This is a genomic window from Nostoc sp. (assembly GCF_036919895.1).
Taxonomy (GTDB): Bacteria; Cyanobacteriota; Cyanobacteriia; order Cyanobacteriales; family Nostocaceae; genus Nostoc.
In genome coordinates this window covers 106817-130178 of the sequence record NZ_JBALBW010000123.1, presented here as the reverse complement: position 1 = coordinate 130178, position 23362 = coordinate 106817, and the positions used below count along the sequence as shown (strand labels likewise).

The window sequence follows — 23362 nt, the reverse complement described above, 5'->3', positions numbered from 1 at the left end:
GACCAACCTACGAATACGAAGCGATCGCGCTTGAGCCAGTCGTCTAGAACGTCAAACCACCCTCTACTGGGCGCACGTCCAACTGCGATGGTCATCGGACTAAAATCCTCTTTTTTTACTAAAATTGCAACGTTTCTAAGGCAGTACGGAGAGCCAATGTAACCGACTGCCATGAGGAATCAACGTTTTTTTGACAATCTCAAAAGCTTAAAAGCGATTGAGATTCTGAGAATTTGCTGACCTGTGAAATCAGCATTTCCCTTTCTTTATGCCATTACACGTACCATCGGCTAGTAATCTAGCTTGTGGTAACTTAATGATTCTTAACTTATCACACTACTCAGGGTTTTTGCCTGATACACAGAAGTAAATTAGGCATGAAACACGAACCTTATAAATAATATGAATATCAGAAATTTTACAATTTGACACAAGTTTTCTCAGAAATGTAAGAAAATTTAGTCTAGATGGACGTAAGTAGGTAACTCATTCCCAAGAGGTCAAAAACAGTCAGGGGGCTGGAGAGAGAGAATTTTGATCGGACAATGTGTAAAAAATTATAAACTTGCCCTAACAAGCAAATTATATGGGTAGCAGTAGGAGGGAGGAGGGCAGCTGAATTTTTGTCAACAATGTTTGGTAAAATAAGCAAGCGGCAGACACTCTAAAGTGTTCTTTAGTTGAATGACTAGCCTTCAATTTAGTCAAGTTCTGTCTAGCAGGATTCAGTGTGCGAGTATGTCACAGCGAGTATCTCACAGGCAATGGTAGTTCAATGACGACATCAACAACGATTAACAAAGGCGATCGCCTCCTGCATCAAAATGTTCTCGGTTCTCGTCGGTTCAGTAACTACTGGTGGGCAACTATCGTTACCTTGGGAGCAAGCGGCTTTTTATTGGCTGGGATATCCAGCTATTTAAAAGTTAATTTACTCATAGTTTCCGATCCAACTCAACTAGTATTTGTCCCCCAAGGATTGGTAATGGGGTTATATGGCTCTGCTGGCTTGCTATTAGCCACATATTTATGGCTAGTGATTTTATTGGATGTAGGTGGCGGTTACAACGAATTCGATCGGGAAACTGGCACAATCAAAATCTTCCGTTGGGGTTTTCCTGGCAAAAACCGCCGAATTGAGATAGATAGCCGCATAGAAGATGTGCAATCTGTGCGAATAGCTGTAAAAGAAGGTCTTAATCCTCTACGCGCCCTCTATCTACGCATTAAAGGGCGGCGAGATATCCCTTTAACACGGGTTGGACAACCGTTATCTTTAACAGAGTTGGAAACAGAAGGTGCAAAGTTAGCCCGCTTTTTGGGAGTGTCATTAGAAGGATTGTAAAAGATTGGGGACTGGGGACTGGGGACTGGGGACTGGGGACTGGGGATTGGGGATTGGGGACTGGGTAATTGGGTAATAATCAATAGAACTCTTGGCCATCTTCCCTAATCCCGAATCCCCAATCCCGAATCCCCAGTCCCTAATCCCCAACCCCCAGTCCCCAACCCCCCTGAAAACGATAAGATACTCTGGTTAAATCAGTAACTGGCAATGCGGTTAAAAATTTCACAATTTTTCCTTTCTTTTGTGCTTATCAGTGCTGTGATGCTCGGAGGATGTTCAACACAGCAGGTAGCTTCTAATACGTCTTCTCCAACCTCGACAGCTACCTCGACTACCCAGACGACTACTGAAGCAACATCCGTATCTCAAACTAGTAGTGAGAGTGTTCCTGGAATCGCTGGTTTACCACGTCTTGAAGGCAAGGCTACTGTGGTAATAACAGTTAAAGGTTCGCCCATTACTATCGAAGTAGACGGCACTGATGCCCCCATCACAGCTGGCAACTTCGTAGATTTAGTGCAGAAGGGTGTTTACGATGGTTTAGCTTTCCATCGAGTTGTCCGCGAACCCCAACCGTTTGTAGTTCAAGGGGGCGATCCCAAAAGCAAAGACCCGAAAGTTCCAGTCGATCAACTGGGAACCGGTAGCTATATTGATCCAAAAACGGGAAATGCTCGCTATATACCTTTAGAAATTAAACCGAAAGGTTCGGATACTCCAATTTACAATAAACCATTTGATGCAACTGCTCAACCCGTTGTATTGCCCCATAAACAGGGTGCAGTAGCAATGGCGCGATCGCAAGCACCAGACTCCGCTTCTGCTCAGTTTTACTTTCCTTTGGCGGATCTAGCCATCTTGGATGGTAACTACGCCGTGTTTGGCAATGTCACTCAAGGCTTTGATGTCGTGAACAAAATTCAGCAAGGCGATCGCATTGAATCCGCGAAAGTCACCCAAGGGGCTGAAAACCTGAAAACACCAACTCCTAACCCCTAATTTCCAAATTGGTTAAGGTTTGTGTTACTGGTATTGGTTTGATTTCCGCCTTGGGTGGAAGCTTAGAAGATAGTTGGCAAAATCTGTTAGCAGGTAAATCTGGAATTAGGTTACATCAACCATTTCCAGAACTAAAACCACTTCCTCTAGGTTTGATTGCTCAACAACCATCTGAGTTGACAATGTTAACTCAGATGGTTGTTGCTTCTGCTTTGCAAGATGCTGGGTTAGTCCCACCTTTAGCTGATTGTGCTGTAGTTATTGGATCTAGTCGCTCTTATCAAGCATCTTGGGAGAGGCTGGCGCGGCTAATGTATGAAGATGCGGAAAATTTGCCCGCTTCTGATTTGGGAAATTGGCTAGATATATTACCTCATATCAATGCGATCGCAGCTGCAAGGCAAATCGGTGCATCAGGTATAGTTTTAGCACCGATGGCAGCTTGTGCGACTGGAATTTGGTCTATCGCCCAAGCAGCTTTACTTATCCAAACTGGGCAATGTCAACGAGCGATCGCAGGTGCAGTGGAAGCACCAATTACACCCTTAACTTTAGCTGGGTTTCAGCAGATGGGTGCTTTAGCGAAAACTGGGGCTTATCCCTTTGATTTGCACCGAGAAGGCTTAGTTTTGGGCGAAGGCGCAGCTGTGTTTGTCTTGGAATCCGCAGAGTTGGCAAAACAGCGTCAAGCAAAAGTGTATGGTGAAATTCTCGGTTTCGGCTTAACTAACGATGCATATCATAGTAATTCACCAGAACCTGAAGGGAAAAGTGCGATCGCAGCTATCAAACAATGTCTAGAACGTAGTTGTTTGACACCAAATGATATTGATTATATTCATGCTCATGGCACAGCTACCCAGTTAAATGACCAGATGGAGAGCATGGTAATCGAGCGTTTATTTCCCCAAGGCGTGGCAGTTAGTTCTACTAAAGGAAGCACAGGCCATACACTAGGAGCATCGGGAGCTTTAGGTGTAGCTTTTTCTCTCATGGCATTAAAGCATCAAATATTACCGCCTTGTGTAGGATTGCAGCAGCCAGAATTTGATTTAGATATCGTTACAGCAGCACGCCTCAGTAAAATTCACCAAGTATTATGTTTGAGTTTTGGCTTCGGTGGGCAGAATACAGCGATCGCGGTAGCTAAATCCTGATAGCAGAACATAAAATATAAAACTGTAACAAAAACTACAAAATTCCTATTTTTCAAAAAAAAGGATAAGCTAGTTACAGAATGATATCCGGTTCGTAAAGATACCGTGATTAGGAGAAAGTTTTATGATTTCAAAATCACTACGGCCGCTAGAACCAGCTTCTCCAGCGCATATATGCCCATTTGACCAAGCCTGTAGCTACTTAGAAGCGGCAGCTAAAGAATTAAATTTAAATCAAGGTTTGCTGGAAATCCTCAGCCATCCGCGTAAAGTTGTCACAGTTTCCATTCCTGTGAAACTAGATGACGGGGAAATACAGGTTCTGGCTGGACACCGGGTACAGCACTCCGATGTTTTAGGCCCCTACAAGGGCGGAATTCGTTACCACCCAGCTGTGACATTGCGCGAAGTATCGGCTCTAGCAATGCTGATGACTTGGAAATGTGCCTTGTTAGGTATTCCTTACGGTGGTGGGAAGGGTGGTATTGCTATAGATCCAAAACACTACAGTGTTGGCGAATTAGAGCGAATCAGTCGCCGTTACATCAGCGAGTTAATTAAAGATATTGGGCCTTCCGTAGATATCCCTGCACCAGACATGGGTACTTCAGCCCGTGAAATGGCTTGGATGATGGACACTTACTCTGTAAATGTCGGTCATGCTGTACCAGGGGTTGTGACTGGGAAACCGCTTTCCATTGGTGGTTCGCTGGGACGCGAAATGGCAACTGGGCGTGGTACGATGATTATTGTGCGTGAGGCGCTGGCAGACCAAGGTAAATCCTTGGTAGGAGTGCGAGTAGCTATTCAGGGTTTTGGTAATGTCGGTGGTGCCGCAGCTGAATTACTACATCAAGCCGGCGCGAAAATTATCGCTGTTTCAACTGGCGCTGGGGGAATATTTTCCGAAGTTGGTCTTGATATTCCCGCGTTGAAAATCTATGCTGCTGAAAATGGTAGGAGTATTATAGGTTTCCCCCAATCTGTACCAATTAGCAATGCAGATTTATTAACTTTACCTTGCGATGTGTTAATACCAGCCGCTTTAGAAAACCAGATCACACAAGAAAATGTGAATCAGGTGCAAGCGCAAATTGTCGCAGAAGCAGCTAACGGGCCGGTTACTCTTGAAGCTAACTTGGCATTAGAGGCGCGGGGTGTGATAGTTCTACCGGATATATTGGCGAATGCTGGCGGTGTGGTAGTCAGTTATTTAGAGTGGGTGCAGGGACTTTCCTACGTATTTTGGGATGAGGAGCGCGTCAACCGCGAAATGGAACATTTGATGGTGCAAGCCTACCGCAAGGTAATTCACCAGTCAGAGGCGCGGCAAATTTCTCTGCGGTTAGCAGCTTACACTTTAGGAGTGGGTAGAGTTGCCCAGGCGTTGACTGACAGAGGTCTTTATCCCTAAGATTTAGGAACATTTTTCAATTCAATAGACCAGATGCGTAGGGGTGCAATATTAATATTATGCCCCTATGATTATATGGCTATGGCGATCGCTGCAACATCACTTCTTATAACTTACGTATTGACAAACTATACAAGAAATAAAATAGCAAGGTGTCATAACTGATAAACTTTTTATATGAACAAGACGACGCTAACTACGTGATTAAAACTCTAGTTTTGCTTTAACCAGTATTAATATGAGAAGCAATTATACACTTTCGGAAACAGATCGGGGTTACTTTTGTTTAACGATCAACTTTTGGCTTTTATCTTGAATTTGTAATAGTTCAGGAATGGTAACAAATCGATAGCCCTGATTGCGAAAGTTAGCAATAATTTCTGGTAAAGCTTCTACAGTCTTAGAACGATTACCACCACCATCATGCATCAACACAATTCCGCCAGGTTTTGCCTCTCTGAATACATTACCGATTAATTTGGGTACGGGAGGACGGGAATAGTCTACAGAGTCAGATGACCACAAAATAATCGCATATTTGCTATTTCTAGCGTAATCAACCACGCCATTATGCATCACTCCTCCAGGTGGTCGAAATAAATTTGTCTTTAAGCCTGTAGTTTGAAAAATCAGATCGGAAGTGTGGTCAATTTCATAAGCGGCAGCTTGTGGGTTCAAAAATTGATACCAATGATGCCAAGTATGGTTGCCAATGACATGACCTTCAGCAATCTCCTGCTTGAGTAAATTGGGATAATTTTTGACATTCTGCCCAATCACAAAAAACGTCCCTTTGATCTTGTTTTTTTTCAGGATATCTAACACTTCTGCTGTACTTTCAGGCCAAGGGCCATCATCAAAGGTGAGAGCAATTACTTTCTGAGGCGGAGAGAGTTTTGCTGCCTCAATTATTGCACCTTGAAAACTTGATGGAATAGAGTCAGAAAAACCTTTTACTTGTGCTTCCTCCTGCCAAGTTTTCAGGATCGTTGTCTTGAATTCTTGAACTCGCTGTTGAGTTCCTACGTTTGCCGCTATATTATTTACATTTAGAGTCTGTTTTGATTGAACTTGAAAAAGATTTATTTTGTTCAAGATGATTAAAGTCAGACTAAAACTACCACATAAGATAAGCAACCCAACTAATTTTACTGGAGTCGAAAGACTCGGCTTATTATTGATCACGTGAAGCTCCCTTAAATAGTCAAAATAATCAGTCACCATACCGATCGGAAGTTAGACTTTGTATCCGCTTACCTTCAGAGAAAGTATAGCTATGTATTCATATATTGCCAAGAGTGCGATTGCTTACCGCCTGATTTAGTTGGTTAAAATTTATTTTTTTGAGGACTCCGTTTAAAAACCCTGTTTTGCTCAGTCTCCTATTAGTGTCAGGTTATCTTGTTACTATTCAGAAAGCTTGTACTTTATAGAACAGGTTTAGATAGGCTTCAATGCAATCATGTAAATAAAACACACGTTCGTCATAGTTTTGTAATATTTCCCTCTATTAAGTATGTAATAATCTTTTAATCCTCAATCCAGATTAACTGTCAATTACTAAACTCCCAAATAAAGAATGTAGTAACTATATTTGAGTTCCGAATAAAGGAAGTGCTGTATTGACGTTGTAAACAAATATAACTATGCTGTTAGCACATTATAATTGCTCTGCATAAATCATTCCAAAAAAGCTGTCGAAGAAGAAAATAAATTCCTACTGAAAATAACTCTATGAAATTACGCGGATCTTTACTAACTATTATTAGCACTTTATTACTAACATCACCAACTTTAGCAGCTAGCATAAAATCTCAAAAATTGGATTCTAATCGTAGTCATTTAGAGTCAACAAGAGATTTTAAGTTTTTATTAGCTAACTTTCCAAGTTTGATTCCTAAACTCAATCAACCAGATATATTCACGAATGTAAATAATCCTTCTTTATTTGGTGGAATTATCCCATTAGGTAAAGAAATACCAGAGTTAAAGTCTCAAGTGAAAGCATTAATGGCTCATTACAGTTTTCTCAAGCCGGGAATGTTTTTCTTGGATATAGAAACAGGAAACTATTTGAATATTAATGGCGAAAAAGTATTTCCGGCAGCTAGTACTATTAAATATCCGATTTTAATTGCTTTATTTGAACAAGTAGATGCTGGGAATATCAAACTTGATGAAAAGTTAGTGATGCGGCGTGACTTAGTAGCGAGTGGTTCCGGTGACTTGCAGTATAAACGAGCAGGAATCAAGCTGAGTGTAATGGAAACTGTTAAAAAAATGATTACGATCAGTGATAATACTGCTAGTAACATGATTATCGATCGTCTAGGCGGAAAAGCAAAACTCAATCAGCGTTTCCATACTTGGGGGCTAAAAAACACAGTAATCCGCAATATGTTAGGAGACTTTAAAGGTACTAATACCACTAGCCCAGCAGATTTAGTCAGGTTGTCAGCCTTGGTTGACCAACATAAGTTGATTTCAGAAAGTAGTCAGTTCCAAGTTTTAGATGTCTTGCGTCATTGTCATAATAATAAGTTGCTAGCGGCTGGTGTGGGTAAGGGTGGAAGTATTGCTCATAAAACTGGAGATATTGGGTTTTTGGTTGGGGATGCAGGAATTATTAGTTTGCCAAATGGTAAGCATTACTTGGCAGGGATTTTTGTGATTAGACCCCATGACGATGAGCGAGGAAGGGAGTTTGTCCGTCAAGTTTCGCGGATAGTTTATCAGTATCTAGATCGACCAAAATTATCTCAGGAGTATTAGTTTAATGTTACTTTGGGTTGATTGTGCTTAAAGCTACACCTTGATAATAATGCCCTAAAATTTGCAGGTAGTTTACTCCTCTTTTAGCTAAATTGTATGCGCCCCATTGACTCATGCCTAAAGCATGACCGTAGCCAAGTCCTTGAAGTACAAAACTACCATCTGCGGCTTTGCTAAGGATAAAGTGGGTACTTTTAATCTTGAGGGCTGTACGTACTTCTTCACCTTGCAGTAATTTGGTTCCTTTATCACCAACAATTTTTAAGACTTTAACACTACCAAAAGGTGAGTAGGTTTGTGCAATCATATCTTTAACATTACCTACACCAGAAATTCTGGCGCTAATTTCTCTAGGGGAGAAAGTTTTCACCCATTTGCACTCGCTAACATTTTGATCGTAATCTTCAACAGCCCGCAGGTAAGGTTCGTGGCTTCCCCAAACATCCTCGACATTTTCAGTATGTCCTCCAGAACAATCATGAAAAACTGAAAGAATAATACTGTCTTTATAAGTTAGTACTTGTTTATCAGTCGCATCGACGGCGGCATAAGTACTAGGAGTTTCATTGATTACTCCTTTATAATTCTGCCAATGATCTGGACTATCACCTAAATCGTAAACAGGATTATTACGCCGTTTTTCTCGCTCATATAGAGCAAAAGTTCGGGCAGCAACTGCTTGCGCTTTCAAAGCTTCAGCAGGCCACTCAGTATCCATTTCGCCACCAACAACACTATAGAGATATTCTTCGTCATCAACCCAGTTAACAGCCGTTAGTCCTTTGTCTGTAGGGACAACGAGAGTTCTGCCTCGATACCAGTGTTCGCCAATGTAAACGAATCCCTTACCTGTGGGTTCAATCCAAAATAAACCAGACTGCCACTTATCTAAGGCCACACCCCCTGGAACTGCTTGGGCATAAAATGAACTCATTGCTGGTAATTTTCCGAGAGTCTTACCAGTACTATCTTTAACCAATGCAGTTGTAGAACTGCCAACTGTTACCTGATTAACTCCCCTCTCAATTGCGATTCGCAAGATTACAGATGCTTTGGTTGGCGTAGCTAAAGCCATCCATAATAAGGCACTTATCCACCAATGACCTACTTTCATCTGTGCGAACAAAGCATTTAGTAAGAATTGGCATTTCATATCTAGCATTTTATTGATAGCGTTCAATTCCCATACAATGTTATCGCTAATACCGTGCTTTGCGTATAGTGTCAGCTGTGCGCGATCGCTACTCAAGCGCCCTTTCTCAATTAGCTGAGGTAATTGACAGTTTCATTGAGAAACTGGATGCTATTGCTATGAGGGAGCCAAAACAGCCAGTAACTATGTAATTAGATGTAGCGAGTTAGGATTTTTCTGTTGGCAACTATTAACCAGTCAACTTAATGACACCTTGATTTACCAAATGTTCAAGCTGAGAATGATGCTGTGTTTCCTCTCGCAGTAACCTGATTTGCTCGTAGCTGAGAATGTGTAATCCGGGACGGACAACATAACCTTTAACAGTTATGCTTTGTGGCTGTTGGCTATCGGTGCGGTTGTAGTTAATTGAAGGCATATTTACAATGGGCTTGTAAGAACTCAGAACTAATTAGTAGAAGAGAATTTAACTCTTCACTCTCTTATACCTTCACACAAGTTTCAAATAAAGGTTGAGCCAATATCCTATTTTGCAAAAACTGCTGTTGTCTGCATTGGGTTAAATTCATTTGTTTGCCAGAATTTTTTGGTAGGCTTGGATTGTTTGCCTTGCGATCGCATCCCAGCTAAAATTCTCCAAGGCATATTTTTGGGCGTTTAATCCTCGTCGTTGGCGTTCTGCGGGATTTTGCAAAGCTTCTTGCAGTAACTCTACCAGTGCTTGGACATCTGTTGCACCTACCCAACCTGACTCGCTATCACGTATTTGTTGACAAATATGCACTTGGTCAGATATTAATACGGGTACACCTGCAACCATTGCTTCAGCTACAGCAATCCCAAAATTTTCGTAGTAGGAAGGCAAGACAAATAAATCAGCAGCTTGTAGTAAACTAACTTTGAGTTCACCAGTGACAAAGCCAGTGATTGTAGTGTGCGATCGCAGTGGTGAATTTTGAATTTGAGATATTATCTTTTGTTCGTAATCTGGATCTTGAGGATTTGTCCCAGCTAAGACAAAATGAAACTTATAACCAACCGCCAACAGCTTCTCTAGTGCTGGAATTAACAAATTCAACCCCTTTTTTGGGTCAATTCGTGACATAAACAGTATTAAAGGCACATCCTTTGGTATTTCTAACTGACTGCATACATTTTTAATAGAAGTTTGACGGGGAATCACACCCAAGGGAATCACCAAATCTGGCGTAGATACTCCAAATCGCTCTGATATTTTCGCTTCTTGGTCGCTGGTAAAATGAATTGCTGCTGCACCAGCTAAATTTTGACGTTCTATAATTGCAACATAAAGCTGTTTTAATTGCTTTTTCTTGCGTAAATCAGCCGGATCGAGAGTACCCAAAGGACGGAAAATATAAGGTAGCTTTTGCTGACGACACACAATAGCAGCAGCGCTACTTATGGGAGAAAATAGAGCATGAATATGTGCTATGTCAAACTCATGAGCGTGACGTTTTAGCCAGTTTAATAAATCTAGAGAAAATTTGTAGCGACGAAACGGCGCACAACGAAAGTAAATTATTTCATAGCCATCTTGTTTAATTGGGCGATTTAAAGGGATATCTAGAGGTGTTTGACCATTATCGCCATTACTATCAGTTGTGAGAATTGTAACTTCCACTCCCTCTTTTACCAGCGCTGGAGCTAATCCTAGTACCATTTGACTAGGGCCGCCATAAATCAGAGAAATTGAGGGGACAATTTGTAATATTTTCATTTTTTTGTCATTTCTTCTTTGTCTTTTGTCCTTTGTTATTTATTAATGACTAATGACTAAATCTTGATAAAACTCTAATTGCTGTTTAGCCAAAGCTTTATTTGTATATTTAACCATTGCTTTCTGATAACCCATTTCGCCCAGAGTGTGAGCAAAATCTGGTTTATCCATTAATTGAACTAAGCAATTAGCAAGGGCTTGAGCATCACCTTCAGGAAATACTAAACCAGCATCGCCAATTACATAAGGAATTTCACCTGAATCAGAACCAATCACAGGTACTTGGCAAGCCATCGCTTCAATTAGCACATGACCAAATTGTTCTTTCCAACCAGCAGAAGTTAAAGTTTTAAACTTATAAGTTGTTTCTGAAGGCAGTACTAAAGTACTCATTAAATTGATATAGTTTGCAACCTCATCATGGGGGACACTTTCTATCAAAATTAGCCGTTCTTTAATATTGTTCTCTACCGCAATTTTGACTAATTCCGTTTGTAACTCTCCCCGTCCTAATAGCAGTAATTTCCAAGGTTTATTTCTCAATGTAATTAAGGCTTGTAAAAGCGTTAATAAACCCTTCTCTTGCACAAATCTACCAACAAAACCTACTACAAAATCTTCTTTATCAATACCAAACTTAGCTGCTAACTCTGGTTGAGCTTTGGGAGTAAATAAACTTTCATCTACACCCAGTTGTGGCATAACTTTAATTGCCCCTTTATATCCTCGTTGTCGCAAAACTTCTGCACCGTCTTGATTGCCAGAAATAATGCCGTGGCTGTGGTTGAGGTTATATTTTTCTAATAAAGCAATTGGTAATTTCAAATTATATGGTAAATTCCACCAGGTAAAAAATACGTTTTTTGCCTTGAGTCCTAATAGCTGATTTAAGGCAATCATCTGAGTATAAGCTAGTCCCCTAGATCCTTGTTCCACTTGAATGATTTGGGGACGAAATTGTTTTAATAAAGATATCAAATCAGCGCCAAAAGTAAGAAGTCCCTGATGATTTTGACTAAAGTTAGAAACGGGTACTATTCTAAATGTACCTTCATCACGGTATTCAGTTTCAATAATTCTGTTTTGTACGCCGCCTGGTTTCCAGCGCTTTGGGACTACAACTGTCACTTCAACTCCTGGTTCTAGTTGAGATAAAGCGCGTAATTTCTCACAGTTGAGGTCTACGATATAAGTGTGACTAGCAACTAAGATTTTCATTGTCATTTTTCATTTGTCTTTCACTAATTCCTAACTCTTAACTCCTAATTCTTAACTAAACTTGCTCATCCAATCGACTGTAAATTTGACCATCGTTCCATAGTGATTGGATGACACTACCCAAGGCTTTAAAAAATCCCAAAGTGTAGAAAATAGCGCGAGTGGCAATTTTGATGGGGGAACCACTTTTATGGCAAGGTGGTCGTCCCAGAACGTGACAGTCAAATAAACGACCGTATAAACGCAAAGCTTGAGTCACAGTCAGGTTTTTTAGCCCTAGTAGGAAATGGTTGTGGTAGAAGGTGAGTTGATATTTTAGCGATCGCATACTAATATCATGACAACCCCCTGTTTCTTCGCCTAAATGCACCAAATGGGCTTCTGGGTCGTACCAAATCTTATATCCCGTCTTTCGCACCCGCAAACAAAAATCTGACTCTTCGCGCACTGCACTACCGCGAAACCTCTCATCAAACCTCAGCCCATACTTAGTAAAGATTTCACTGCGAAATGACATGTTACAACCCCTTGCTGTCAGCACTTGCTGGGGTTTGGTAGTATGTACTAAATCAATATGATACCAAGCAATTCCTGGATCCATAGCTTGGGGAGGCAGATATTCAATCTGTAAATCTCCTCCAGAATCACCTAATTTCATTCTGTCAAATACCCGTCCGGCGACAGCCCCCACTTCGGGATTTTGCAAATAATTTTTTGCATGGGCTGCTAACAATTTTGGGGTTAGCTGAACATCATCATCAATAAATAATATTATTTCACCAGAAGCCCGGCGGATAGCATAATTTCGCGCCCCTGGCAAACTCGCCCAATCTAAACGCAACCATTTAATTTTACCAGCCTCCGCCATCTCTTGTAGATAGGCTTGAATTTCTGGTTGGTGTGTTGGGGTTTGGTCTACCACTAAAACTTCAAAATTTGCATAGTCTTGTTTCAGGACATCTACAATGCTATCCCGTAGCGCTTCTTCTCGACCATAAGTCGGGATAACGACAGTAATTAAAGGATAATTATCCATGATTTTTATTAAGGGATTTTTCTATTTTGATAATAACCTTATAAAAATTAATTTTCATTAACTTTACTAAGCTACTATTGCTTTAATTTACATTCAGCAAAAACTGGTTAAGATTGCTTTTAATTCTTTATACTCCCGCAGCAGTTGCATAGAGATTATCAAATAACTCATTTTGCTTTTCGGAATTATGTACAATTTGTGCTTGAGCTAAGGCTCCTGCACTTAAAAATTCATAATGTTCTCGTTTATCACTTCTATCAAGAAATTGAATGATTTGTTGCAATGCTTGTTCTGCTAAATAGTCATAAGTACTATTGACAATTTCCCAATATTCATCGCTTTTAGTTTTATCCCCATGTAGCCAATTACTCCAGTGCCTAATTTCATTAATTGGTAACTCTAAAACATAGCCATTTTCGCCATGACGAACTAACTCTGGTAAAGCGCATACATTTGTCGTAATTGCCGGAGTCGCAACAGAAAAGCCTTCAATGATACTATAGCCATAAGTATCATGTAATGTCGCCATTAATTGAAAATGACTTTGCGATAATAACTCAATAACTTTGTCATTAGGAATATTTCTATGAAAGACAACGTTATTTAACTTCAGTAACTTTAAATCCTCTACATATTTACTGCGATCGGGAAAATCAGTCGGAACTCCTGAACCATGTCCTAGTTCTGAAACTATATGTACAGTAATCGGTAAACCTAATTTTTCAGCTTTCTTAGCGAGTCTTAAAGCAACAATTCCACCTTTACGGGCAATATGGTTTCCGATAAATATAAGCTGGAGATTTTGCTGTTCCTGATAAAATTTCGATTTGCTAACTCTGACTGGGAAGTTGGGATGAATAACCTGCAATTTTTTACTTACTTTTTCTTCTATTTTCCAACCTACTATCCGCTTAATTAATCTCAACTTAGCATAATCAGAGATAGCGATAATTTTTTGACAATTATCTAGTGCTAATCGATTATTTAATATTTCATAAATTGCCGCTTCACCTTGATTGTGAGGATTTCTAAATAAAACACGATGATCCTCAAAGGTGAGAAACCAAGGTTTATTTGTATATAAAATTCTGTTGAAAGAATGAATAGCTTGGTATCTCTCCCATACAGGTTGCCAAGCCATAAAGCTGCCTAAAGGATACCAAATTTTGTCTATCGGATATCTACCTGCGGGGAAAGGCTTGGGGCGGATGAGTGTATGCTGAGAATTTCGAGGTAGGTTAGGAATGCTGAGGTGTTTTTGACCTCCTATGACAACTTTTGCCATTTTTCTTTCATTTAAATTGTTTTGAGACGTTTTTTCTGGTTTTTTTGGTCAGGATTGGCATCTTCTTTATCTTGTTTCTCCAGTTCTGGCAATTTAAAAAGAACTCCCGCAAAAAACCAATAATAGACAGCAACAGGATCGACATCCAGAGGATAGTAGTAGGTGTTGTAGCTAATAAACAATATAAACACCCACAAAGCCGCTCCGTAACTGCGGAAATTACGGTTCTTTATGGAACGATAGGTTTTAAAGCCAATAATTGTTAAAGTTGTTACCAAACTCAGAAAAGCTAGTACTCCAACAATTCCAACTTCAAAAAGAACTTTAGGGTAGTAGGTTTCCACCAGTTTAGTTTTACCCATTGCGCGAGCAGAGTTAGTTGCTCTACCTAAGCCACTTCCCAAAGGCCCATCTACGTTTTTCCAATTCTCTTCAAATTGCTGGACGATAAAGTCTTGAGGTGGTGAAGCGTCCCAGCGACTGGTAAAACTCTCAGTTCTCTCTTGGACGACAGCAGGGTTAGTCACCATTGCTATTCCCAAAATCAAGGCAAGTCCTATTCCTATGGGAATAAACCGTTTAAGGTTGCCAATTTGACCAGTTAGCAATAGCAATATCCCGAAGCAGATGGGTACTAAGGCTAAGGCGATTCTTTGTCCAGAAATTACAGCATTGATAAAGACTGCCACCAAAGAACCTAAACCTAACACCCGCCATAATGGGGAAGGGTCGGCGAAGCCAGTAGCAAAGGTAAAAAAGGTGCTGGAAATTAGGAACCACGCCCATTGCCAAGGGGCTACAAATGTTCCTGGTAGACGAATCACTCCTTCTTCGGGACTATATAAGAGCGCTCCACCGAAATAACACCGGGCTTCTAGTGATGTGACAAATAGGGCATTTCCTTCAAGACCTCTAGTGCCTTTACATATACCAGTTAGTAATAACAGGTATTGAATAAATCCCAGCACACAACAAACCAGTATGAGGACAATCTGGAGGCGCGATAAAAAGAGAAAATCCCGCTTATCCCGAATTAGATAGTAAGCACAACCAAGCAAGGGGACATAGCCTAAAAATACCTTCAGTCCCAGAATTCCCATACCCAAAGGTATTTCTTTCTCTGCTTTTTCCAATAGTCCCACGCTAGGCGGGTTAAACTGCTGTCCACCATTGACAAATATTAGTGTTAGTATGCTGCAACCCAAGACAATATAAAGTGGGATTTTAATGCCTTGGGGAATAATTAGGGGTAATCCCTGCTTTCGACAAGTTTGCCAAAGTCCAATTAGCGCTGGAACATAAAAGGCATCTTTAGCTAATTGGAGTATGGGACTACTGCCCAAGTAGTAAGTGATAGTACCCCCAACAGGTACGTAAATGATGAAGGCATATAGCGCTTGGCGCGGGTATTTGTAGGAAAGGGACATGATGATTATCCCCAACACAGCAGGAAGTGCTGCTTTAATTCCACCTACGAAAAAAAGTACAATCCCAACGAAGACACCGCAAGAAGTGGCGGTGGTGAGTAAACTAATGAGTTCTTTACGTGCTAGGGCTGCTTTGCGTTTTTGGGCTAACTGTTCTTTGAGGCTTAGGGTAGAAGTTTCCTTGGAACCCTTTTTTTTCGACTTTTTAGATGTCTTGGATTTTGACTTTATTTTCGGCATAGTAGCGCTGTAGCCTATCAGCATCGGGGTAATACATTATACTTGACAAATCTTTTGGGATGGCTGTAAGTTGTACAATCCAAATTCGTCCTGAACTGATTGATTTAATAATTTGCGATTAAAAATGCTAAATCTCAATCTTTTTGAATTATCAAAAAGGTTTTCTCCTGTATCCAGGATATAAACTGCTCCGGCGAATGGTAATGATTTAATAGCTTTTCCTTTGTTCCTTAAAACATCTCTAACTTTGCCGTGATCTATATAATATCTATAGTATCCGTAGCCTCGATTATATTCAGCGCTTTCGGGTAAATAGTTCAAATCATAGCGAAGAATATTACAACTACCGCACATTTTATAAAAGTTTCTTCTTTTAATATATATGTGTTCACTCCCTTCCTGATATTTATAACCTTTATTGATAACCCATCCATCAGATTCAGGATGTTGTTGAATAAATTTGGCTAAGTTTCTGCTAACACAATCATCAGCATCAATTGCCATAGTGTGAGTCGGAGAAAATTGTCTAGCATAAATCAGTCCTTTCATGATTTTACGCCCTTTATCTGTATCTCCTTTAGCTACAGGGTCAGTCTCGTAGGGAGGAGAAAAATCAACTGTAATGTATGTGATATGAGAATTGGTGAATTCTATTTTTGGCTTTTCGTGACAAACAACAATAACGTGAAAGTTAGCTGAGGTTTGATTGCAAACTGATTTAACGCATCTTTCAAATATTTGTGTAACACGTTCCCAGGAATTGGAAACTTTTGCACTTTTAAGTGGGATAACAAAAACAAGCATGATACTATCCTTGAAATAAATATAGGAATCAGCTTTGATTTCTGGAATTACTTTGCTTAACAATCAATAGGCAACTGGCAAGAAGTATTTTTGGATTATACTGAACTTTTTCAAAAATAAAATATGAGTTTTATAGCTAAGAATCTCGAAGTAAATAATAACACGCTCAGACTGATGCCAAGAATAATTATGCTGATGTGGTAAATTTTGTGGATAAGTAATTAGCCGGACATAATATAGTAAAATCCGTTTTTATTGAAAGTATTTCTTTTTACTCTCCCTCTGCGGTAATAATAAAAATACAAATGTCACAGCTTCTCCAAATTAACCAGCCTTGGTTAATTTGGAGAAACTGTGACGAAAAATTGGCGCTTGTTAAGAGCTGAGATAATAGCTAATTTAGTCCATCAGATGTTGCTGGACTTTTGAAACTAATTCATTTGTCCAGTAGTTGGTAAGTTCGGCATTGGCGGCTTCTACCATGACTCTAATTACTGGTTCTGTACCAGAGGCGCGAACCAAGATTCTGCCGGAATTACCCATTGCTGCTTCAGCAAGAGCGATCGCTTGTTGCACCGGTTCGCAATCTTGCCATCCTAAACGGCGATCGCGATCTACAACTCGCACATTCCGCAATAGTTGCGGATATGTCTGAAAGCTTTGATCTACTAATTCACCAAGAGAAACACCCGCTTCTTTCACCAAAGCCGCTATATGCAAGGCTGTTAGCAAGCCATCTCCAGTAACAGCATAATGACGGCAAAGAATATGACCAGATTGTTCGCCACCTAACATCGCCCCAGTTCGCTGCATTTCGGCTTGCACGTATTGATCGCCGACTGCGGTACGAATCAATTTACCACCAATTTGTTGCCAAGCTTTTTCAAAGCCTAAGTTGGCCATGACTGTAGATACAATCAGGTTATCTGGCAGTTGTTGGTTTTGTTGTAAATGCCGTCCCCACAGGTAAAGAATGTAATCGCCGTTAACTTGTCTGCCAGTGTTGTCTACTGCTAAAACGCGATCGGCATCGCCATCGAAGGCAAAGCCGATGTCGGCGTTGTGTTCTTGGACTGTGGCGGCCAGAATATCTAGGTGGGTGGAACCACAGTTAACATTAATGCGATCGCCATCTGCTTCGTTATGCAAGCAGATCACCTCTGCCCCCATTTCCATAAATACTGATGGTGCTAACCCGACTGCTGCACCCCACGCCAAATCCAAAACAATCTTCATTCCCTGAAGATTTAGCTCACCGTTCAAGGGTTTTTTCAACGCCTCACTATAATGCCCCACTAACTCAAAACGCGAGTAATGCCGTCCGCAATTATTGACTCTAGCGATCGGTGATATTTTCCCACGCAGTCCCGCTTCTATTTCTGCCTGCAATATTTGCGGCAACTTTCCACCATTTGCGCCAAAAACCTTAATTCCATTGTCCTCTGGGGGATTGTGACTAGCAGAAATCATCACTCCGCCGATGGCATCACTGATGCTGGTGAGATAGGCAACGCAAGGAGTGGGGCATAATCCCAAATACCAAACCTCTAAGCCTGCTGCTGTTAACCCTGCACTCAAAGCCATTGCTAGCATATCGCTGGAGTTTCTAGAGTCCTGTCCGAGAATGACTGGCCCTATTTGAGTCGCATGGTTACGTAAAACAATCCCCGTCCAAAAACCAACTTGTAATGCTAAAGGCGCACTTAATAATTCTCCGACTCGTCCGCGAATCCCATCTGTACCAAATAAGGGATTTGCTGGTAGTGGGATTAAATTTAGCCCAAAACTGCTCTCCATCCCTTTGCCTAATCCTTCAGGTTCAGAAGCAGAACCCCCAGGAATGCCCGGTGTCCGAGTTATAGATGAAACCATATATTTAAACACTCCACACAATCACACTGAAAAATAGCACTTAAGACTTTGATTCAGCAATTTTGACATGCTTTTTCTCTTTAGAAATTCATTCTAGTCAAGCTATCTTTACGTAGTTATACTGAATTACTGCCTTTAGAATTGTAAATATTCCATGAAGTCAGTATTAGTTTTTACATTATTAGCAAAGTCTCCACATTTTAGCTAATTATTCGTTTTATGCCATCCACTTGAGTTTTGATTATCTGTATTAGTTCACACTTTGCAATGCTATTAATAAAAAACAAGTTGTAATAAATACTACTTCGTTTTATCACTAGTGTTTTTCAGGAAAGCTGAGATGAAAGCGGAAGTTACCTAATAACAACAAAAAAATCAAAATACCGAAATGTAAAGTTATATTCTCATAGTCTTGCTGCGGTGTAAAAAACTACAAAATAATCGCGGCTTAAAAAATTTTAATATAAATTCTCATCAAATAGTTTTAAGGTAACGTTTTAATGGCTTTTTTAGCCGTTCGGAAATTAAAACTCCGGCAGTTACCTTTTTAAAGTTGAGAAATTTAGCATGAGCAGCAATTTAGCAACCAAATTACGTGTAGGCACTAAAAAAGCCCACACAATGGCAGAAAATGTAGGCTTTGTCAAGTGCTTTTTAAGAGGAGTAGTCGAGAAAAACTCTTACCGGAAACTAGTTGCTAACTTCTACTTCGTCTACTCAGCGATGGAAGAAGAAATGGAAAAGCATAGCCAGCACCCAATTCTTTCTAAAATAAACTTTTCCCAGCTAAACCGCAAGTATACCTTAGAGCAAGACCTGGGTTATTACTTTGGTGCTAACTGGAAAGAGCAAATCAAACTATCTCCCGCAGGTGAAGCTTATGTACAGCGCATTCGGGAAATATCTGCAACAGAACCAGAACTGTTAATAGCTCATTCATATACTCGTTACTTGGGTGACTTATCTGGGGGACAAATTCTCAAAAACATTGCTGTAACGGCGATGAATTTGTCTGATGGGCAAGGAACGGCTTTTTATGAGTTTCCAGAAATTCCTGATGAGAAGGCATTCAAAGCGAAATATCGCCAAAATTTGGATGAATTACCCCTTGACGAAGCGACAAGCGATCGCATCGTTGATGAAGCAAACGCCGCTTTTGGCACGAACATGAAGCTATTCCAAGAATTGGAAGGCAATTTGATCAAGGCGATCGGTGTAATGTTGTACAATAGCCTCACACGGCGACGGACACGCGGCAGTACTGAACTCGTCACTGCTGAGTAACTGTGTTGAGATTGCGGAGTATGGTGTGTGGAATCTAAGCCCAGATAGCCTGATGAAGGATAATTCATAGGTGTTTCTGGGGAAAGAGCGATTAAAGCTCAAAATATTTAGGGGCGATCGCCTTGTGACTGCTTTTGATATGTGAAAGCAAGCATGGGGAGATTGCCCCTCAATTATGATTAAAGGAATTAGGAGTCATTGGATTTTAATTTTGGGATTTTAAATTTTTCTTTCAATCCGAAATTCAAATTTACTAATTAATGATTGGCTACAACCTAGTTTTTGTGCTGCTTTTGAGAAGCTACCACAATGATCTACTGCTTTTAAGATTTTAAGGTATCATCTACTTGTTCTGGCAGTTGTCGCAGTCCAATCAAAACTTCGGTAAGGGTGGCGGCTAGTTGATAATCCCGCACAAACTCATCTACATCGAATATTAACGCGATGATTTCTTACCAAAGCCATAGCGGAATCTATCCATAATCCAATTCTGGAAGTTGTCAATGTAGCTAAATATGACTGGTACTACCACCAGTGTTAGCAGAGTGGAAGTTGTGAAACCGCCCATAATAGCAATTCCCATTGGTTGACGAACTTCAGAACCCGCACCAATTCCTAACGCTAGGGGCAGAGTCCCGGCGATCGTTGCTAGAGAAGTCATCATAATTGGACGCAGACGTGACACGCCCGATTCTATGAGTGCCTGACGCTGGGTTTTGCCTTGCTGCATATTTATGATTGTGTAGTCAACTAGCAGAATCGAGTTTTTGGTGACAATTCCCAACAGCAAGATGATACCAATTAGGGCATAAAGTCCCAAGGGTTTTTGAGCAACCATCAACGTTACCAGTGCGCCACCTAAACAAAAGGGCAAGGCAGCCATAATCGATAATGGATGCAGAAAGTTGTTATACAGCAGCACCAGAATTGCATAGATACACATTAATGCCAGCCCCAACGCGCCACCAAAGCGCCCGAAAATTTCTTGCATAATTTTGGCGCTACCAGAAGGTTGCTGTACTACCCCTGGTGGTAAGTTTTGCATCACAGGTAGTTTGTTGATTGTTTCTACAGCCTCTCCCAAAGAAATCCCTTGCAAGTTGGCTTCTACGGCAACTTGACGGGCGCGATCGTAGCGGTTGATGGTAGCAGGGCCGCTACCAAAGCGGATATCTGCAACTGCTATCAGGGGAATCAATCTACCATTTTGACTGGGGACTTGCAGATTTGTGATTGTGTTGATATCAGCCCTGGCTTTCGGGTCGATTTGGATGCGAATGGGGATTTGGCGATCGCTTAAATTAAATTTTGCCAAGTTGGCCTCATTATCGCCGATGGTGGCAAGGGAAGCTGTCCGAGCGATCGCTTGTACTGTCACTCCCAAATCTGCTGCCCGTTGCGGGTTAGGAATTACTAAAATCTCTGGTTTAACTAAACTCGCAGTCGAAGACACTTCTACTAATCCGGGTAGCGATCGCATCTGCTTTTCTAAGGCATCAGCAGCTTGAGTCAATGCTTGGGGATTTTCACTTCTGAGAACAATTGATAAACCTTTCCGACTGTCCCCTGGTGACTGACTTTGAAAACTAATTCTAGCTCCTGGTATTTGCTCAAAGTCAGGGCGGACTCGATCCTCAAACTGTTTTTGGGAAATATTTCGTTCTTCTCTGGGTTTGAGATTAATGGAAAGGGTTGCAGAATTGATCTCTTCTGTCGCTAGTACGCGTTCAACTACTGGGTCTTTTCGGATGATGTCAGTGGCTTGTGTGACTACCTTGTTAACATCTGCCAAAGTGGAACCAGGAGGTAGTTCTATAGATACGTTAGAAATACCGAAGTCGCCATCATCAACAAAACCTTTGGGAATCAAGGGAACCAACGTCAGACTGGCAATAAAGAAAGCTAAAGCGATCGCCATTGTTGTCAATCTATGGCGTAACGCCCACTGGAGGAGCGATCTATAAGGTTGAAAGCCTTGATGCTTTTCATCTCCAAGTTTTCTACTTCCATTGCCACCACCTGGAAGTGTAAATTTAAAATTAAAAATTTTGATTACTCCCCCTACCCCTCTCCTCTCTTCCTTTAAAAGATACGCCCCCATCATCGGCGTAACCATCCGCGCTACAAGAGTTGAAAAAATTGTGGAAACGGCAACAGTAACACCAAATGGTTGGAAAAACTGCCCCGGAATTCCACCCATAAAAGCAACGGGCATAAATACGGCAATAATCGTTGCTGAACTTGCGATTACTGCTAATCCTACTTCGTCGGCAGATTCAAAAGCAGCATCCCAAGCTGACTTGCCCATAGCGATATGGCGTTCCATGTTTTCAATTTCCACAACGGCATCATCTACCAAATTGCCCACCGCCAACGCTAATGCCAACAAAGTCATGTTGTTAAGGGTGTAACCAAGGGCTTGCTGCACCGCAAAAGTGGGAATTATTGACAAAGGTAAGGCAACAGCCGTAATTAATGTTGCTCGCCAGTCCCGCAAAAACACTAAAATAACGATGACAGCCAGCACCGAAGCTTGAATTAATTCATCAATGGTGCTTTGGTAAGATTGGCGGACAATATCAGCCCTAGTAAAAATTAAATCCAGCTTGACATCTGCGGGAAGTGTTTTTTCCAGTTCTTTAACTGCGGCTTTCACTCCTTGTTCCACTGTCACCAGAACGCTGCCAGTACTACGCAACACCTGGAAAGCCACCACAGGTTGATTATTTAAGGTGGCAGCTTGGCGCACGTCGCCAAATTTATCTTCTATCGTTCCCAAACTGGATAAGGGTACAGAACCACCTTGTGGTAAGAGGATTTCGTAAGTTTTCAAAATATCTACACTGGTGGCACTTCCTAATGTGCGGATACTTTGTTCGCTACCGCCAACTTCAGCCCGTCCACCAGGTAAGTTAATATTCAAAGTGCGGATTTGGTCGTTTACCTGGGTAGCGGTGATACCCAGAGATTGTAAGCGGTTTGGATTCAGATTAATCCGAATTTCTCGGTCAACTCCACCGATCCGCTGAATTTGCGCCACACCACGGACTCCTAATAAGGCGCGGCTAATGGTTTGATCGACAAGATTGCTTAATTCTTCTACAGAACGCCGATCTGATTTAACTGCGTAAGTAATCACCGGGCCGCCGGCAAAATCCAGACGTTCCACAACTGGATCGTTGATATCTTGGGGTAAATCTTGACGAATTTGAGCGATCGCATTGCGGACATCATTGGTGGCGCGATCGCTATCTGTACCCAAAATAAAATTGATTGTCGTCTTAGAATTTCCATCGCTAACAGTGGAAACCATAAAATCGATATTACCCAACCCCGCCACAGCATCTTCAATTTTTTTCGTCACTTGGGATTCGAGTTCTGCCGGCCCCGCGCCCGGTTGGGTGACTTTGATCGAAACTGTTGGTATATCTATATTTGGGTTAATATCAATCCCCAAGCTGATGAAGGAGAACCAGCCCACCACTGTCAAAATTAAAAATAAAACTATCGTGGGAACAGGTTTTTTGATCGACCAAGCTGAAATATTAAAGGACATGAGGAAATTTTAGATTTGTCATTTGTTATTAGTCATTTGTCATTAGTCATTTGTCATCA

19 protein-coding genes are annotated in these 23362 nt (G+C 41.0%); 7 read left to right on the top strand and 12 right to left on the bottom strand.

Annotated features, from left to right (window positions below):
• The first annotated feature begins 775 nt into the window (after nt 1-775).
• The 4 genes from V7K55_RS24490 (at nt 776) to V7K55_RS24475 (ending at nt 4918) form a co-directional block, all read left to right on the top strand.
• Nucleotides 776-1345 (top strand): photosystem I assembly protein Ycf4, encoded by a 570-nt coding sequence (locus tag V7K55_RS24490; protein ID WP_334835412.1) that lies wholly within the window; start codon nt 776-778, stop codon nt 1343-1345.
• Between the two features lie 210 nt (nt 1346-1555).
• A complete protein-coding gene (locus V7K55_RS24485; protein ID WP_334835410.1) occupies nt 1556-2347 on the top strand; it encodes a peptidylprolyl isomerase in 792 nt (263 codons plus the stop codon).
• A gap of 8 nt (nt 2348-2355) precedes the next feature.
• Nucleotides 2356-3504: a beta-ketoacyl-ACP synthase gene (locus tag V7K55_RS24480; protein ID WP_334835408.1), complete on the top strand. Its 1149-nt coding sequence runs from the start codon at nt 2356-2358 to the stop codon at nt 3502-3504.
• A gap of 124 nt (nt 3505-3628) precedes the next feature.
• Nucleotides 3629-4918, top strand: a complete 1290-nt coding sequence (locus V7K55_RS24475; protein ID WP_334835406.1) for a Glu/Leu/Phe/Val family dehydrogenase — start codon at nt 3629-3631, stop codon at nt 4916-4918.
• A gap of 276 nt (nt 4919-5194) precedes the next feature.
• On the opposite strand, the gene V7K55_RS24470 is transcribed toward V7K55_RS24475, so the two are convergent.
• Nucleotides 5195-6103: a polysaccharide deacetylase family protein gene (locus V7K55_RS24470; protein WP_334835404.1), complete on the bottom strand. Its 909-nt coding sequence runs from the start codon at nt 6101-6103 to the stop codon at nt 5195-5197.
• A gap of 549 nt (nt 6104-6652) precedes the next feature.
• Between V7K55_RS24470 and V7K55_RS24465 the strand changes: the two genes are divergently transcribed.
• Nucleotides 6653-7690 carry a serine hydrolase gene (locus tag V7K55_RS24465; protein ID WP_334835402.1) on the top strand — a complete coding sequence of 346 codons (1038 nt, stop codon included), beginning with the start codon at nt 6653-6655 and terminating at the stop codon, nt 7688-7690.
• 7 nt (nt 7691-7697) lie between these two features.
• On the opposite strand, the gene V7K55_RS24460 is transcribed toward V7K55_RS24465, so the two are convergent.
• Nucleotides 7698-8843 (bottom strand): SpoIID/LytB domain-containing protein, encoded by a 1146-nt coding sequence (locus tag V7K55_RS24460; protein ID WP_334835400.1) that lies wholly within the window; start codon nt 8841-8843, stop codon nt 7698-7700.
• A 59-nt stretch (nt 8844-8902) separates the two neighbouring features.
• On the opposite strand from V7K55_RS24460, the gene V7K55_RS24455 reads away from it, so the two are divergent.
• Nucleotides 8903-9034 carry a hypothetical protein gene (locus V7K55_RS24455; protein ID WP_334835397.1) on the top strand — a complete coding sequence of 44 codons (132 nt, stop codon included), beginning with the start codon at nt 8903-8905 and terminating at the stop codon, nt 9032-9034.
• A gap of 38 nt (nt 9035-9072) precedes the next feature.
• On the opposite strand, the gene V7K55_RS24450 is transcribed toward V7K55_RS24455, so the two are convergent.
• The 8 genes from V7K55_RS24450 to glmM form a co-directional block, all read right to left on the bottom strand.
• Entirely contained in the window at nt 9073-9261 is a 189-nt protein-coding gene (locus V7K55_RS24450; RefSeq protein ID WP_094331456.1) for a hypothetical protein, read from the bottom strand.
• A 147-nt stretch (nt 9262-9408) separates the two neighbouring features.
• Entirely contained in the window at nt 9409-10581 is a 1173-nt protein-coding gene (hpsP, locus tag V7K55_RS24445; protein ID WP_334835395.1) for a hormogonium polysaccharide biosynthesis glycosyltransferase HpsP, read from the bottom strand.
• 42 nt (nt 10582-10623) lie between these two features.
• The gene (gene hpsO, locus V7K55_RS24440) at nt 10624-11799 is read right to left on the bottom strand and encodes a hormogonium polysaccharide biosynthesis glycosyltransferase HpsO (RefSeq protein ID WP_334835433.1); all 1176 of its coding nucleotides are present in this window, start codon (nt 11797-11799) and stop codon (nt 10624-10626) included.
• 55 nt (nt 11800-11854) lie between these two features.
• A complete protein-coding gene (gene hpsN, locus V7K55_RS24435) occupies nt 11855-12835 on the bottom strand; it encodes a hormogonium polysaccharide biosynthesis glycosyltransferase HpsN (protein WP_334835393.1) in 981 nt (326 codons plus the stop codon).
• A 127-nt stretch (nt 12836-12962) separates the two neighbouring features.
• Complete coding sequence (locus V7K55_RS24430) at nt 12963-14120, bottom strand: glycosyltransferase family 4 protein (RefSeq protein ID WP_334835391.1); 1158 nt, start codon at nt 14118-14120, stop codon at nt 12963-12965.
• A gap of 11 nt (nt 14121-14131) precedes the next feature.
• Entirely contained in the window at nt 14132-15787 is a 1656-nt protein-coding gene (hpsL, locus tag V7K55_RS24425; RefSeq protein WP_334835388.1) for a hormogonium polysaccharide biosynthesis protein HpsL, read from the bottom strand.
• A gap of 36 nt (nt 15788-15823) precedes the next feature.
• Complete coding sequence (locus V7K55_RS24420) at nt 15824-16591, bottom strand: glycosyltransferase family 2 protein (protein ID WP_334835387.1); 768 nt, start codon at nt 16589-16591, stop codon at nt 15824-15826.
• A 399-nt stretch (nt 16592-16990) separates the two neighbouring features.
• Nucleotides 16991-18463, bottom strand: coding sequence for a phosphoglucosamine mutase (gene glmM / locus V7K55_RS24415; RefSeq protein WP_334835385.1), 1473 nt, complete (start codon nt 18461-18463; stop codon nt 16991-16993).
• Between the two features lie 567 nt (nt 18464-19030).
• On the opposite strand from glmM, the gene V7K55_RS24410 reads away from it, so the two are divergent.
• On the top strand, nt 19031-19747 hold the full coding sequence (locus V7K55_RS24410) for a biliverdin-producing heme oxygenase (protein ID WP_334835383.1): 717 nt from the start codon (nt 19031-19033) through the stop codon (nt 19745-19747).
• Nucleotides 19748-19966: 219 nt separating this feature from the next.
• Here the strand turns inward: V7K55_RS24410 and V7K55_RS24405 are convergent, their stop codons facing one another.
• Complete coding sequence (locus V7K55_RS24405; RefSeq protein WP_334835431.1) at nt 19967-20077, bottom strand: helix-turn-helix domain-containing protein; 111 nt, start codon at nt 20075-20077, stop codon at nt 19967-19969.
• Between the two features lie 106 nt (nt 20078-20183).
• The gene (locus tag V7K55_RS24400; RefSeq protein WP_334835381.1) at nt 20184-23303 is read right to left on the bottom strand and encodes an efflux RND transporter permease subunit; all 3120 of its coding nucleotides are present in this window, start codon (nt 23301-23303) and stop codon (nt 20184-20186) included.
• Nucleotides 23304-23362 lie beyond the last annotated feature (59 nt).

Bases quoted from the DNA above. Each gene is read 5' to 3' on its own strand.
- V7K55_RS24490 (WP_334835412.1), top strand. From the start codon at position 776: ATGACGACATCAACAACGATTAACAAAGGCGATCGCCTCCTGCATCAA.
- V7K55_RS24485 (WP_334835410.1), top strand. From the start codon at position 1,556: ATGCGGTTAAAAATTTCACAATTTTTCCTTTCTTTTGTGCTTATCAGT.
- V7K55_RS24475 (WP_334835406.1), top strand. From the start codon at position 3,629: ATGATTTCAAAATCACTACGGCCGCTAGAACCAGCTTCTCCAGCGCAT.
- V7K55_RS24465 (WP_334835402.1), top strand. From the start codon at position 6,653: ATGAAATTACGCGGATCTTTACTAACTATTATTAGCACTTTATTACTA.
- V7K55_RS24460 (WP_334835400.1), bottom strand. From the start codon at position 8,843: ATGAAATGCCAATTCTTACTAAATGCTTTGTTCGCACAGATGAAAGTA.
- V7K55_RS24450 (WP_094331456.1), bottom strand. From the start codon at position 9,261: ATGCCTTCAATTAACTACAACCGCACCGATAGCCAACAGCCACAAAGC.
- hpsP (WP_334835395.1), bottom strand. From the start codon at position 10,581: ATGAAAATATTACAAATTGTCCCCTCAATTTCTCTGATTTATGGCGGC.
- hpsO (WP_334835433.1), bottom strand. From the start codon at position 11,799: ATGAAAATCTTAGTTGCTAGTCACACTTATATCGTAGACCTCAACTGT.
- hpsN (WP_334835393.1), bottom strand. From the start codon at position 12,835: ATGGATAATTATCCTTTAATTACTGTCGTTATCCCGACTTATGGTCGA.
- V7K55_RS24430 (WP_334835391.1), bottom strand. From the start codon at position 14,120: ATGGCAAAAGTTGTCATAGGAGGTCAAAAACACCTCAGCATTCCTAAC.
- hpsL (WP_334835388.1), bottom strand. From the start codon at position 15,787: ATGCCGAAAATAAAGTCAAAATCCAAGACATCTAAAAAGTCGAAAAAA.
- V7K55_RS24420 (WP_334835387.1), bottom strand. From the start codon at position 16,591: ATGCTTGTTTTTGTTATCCCACTTAAAAGTGCAAAAGTTTCCAATTCC.
- glmM (WP_334835385.1), bottom strand. From the start codon at position 18,463: ATGGTTTCATCTATAACTCGGACACCGGGCATTCCTGGGGGTTCTGCT.
- V7K55_RS24410 (WP_334835383.1), top strand. From the start codon at position 19,031: ATGAGCAGCAATTTAGCAACCAAATTACGTGTAGGCACTAAAAAAGCC.
- V7K55_RS24400 (WP_334835381.1), bottom strand. From the start codon at position 23,303: ATGTCCTTTAATATTTCAGCTTGGTCGATCAAAAAACCTGTTCCCACG.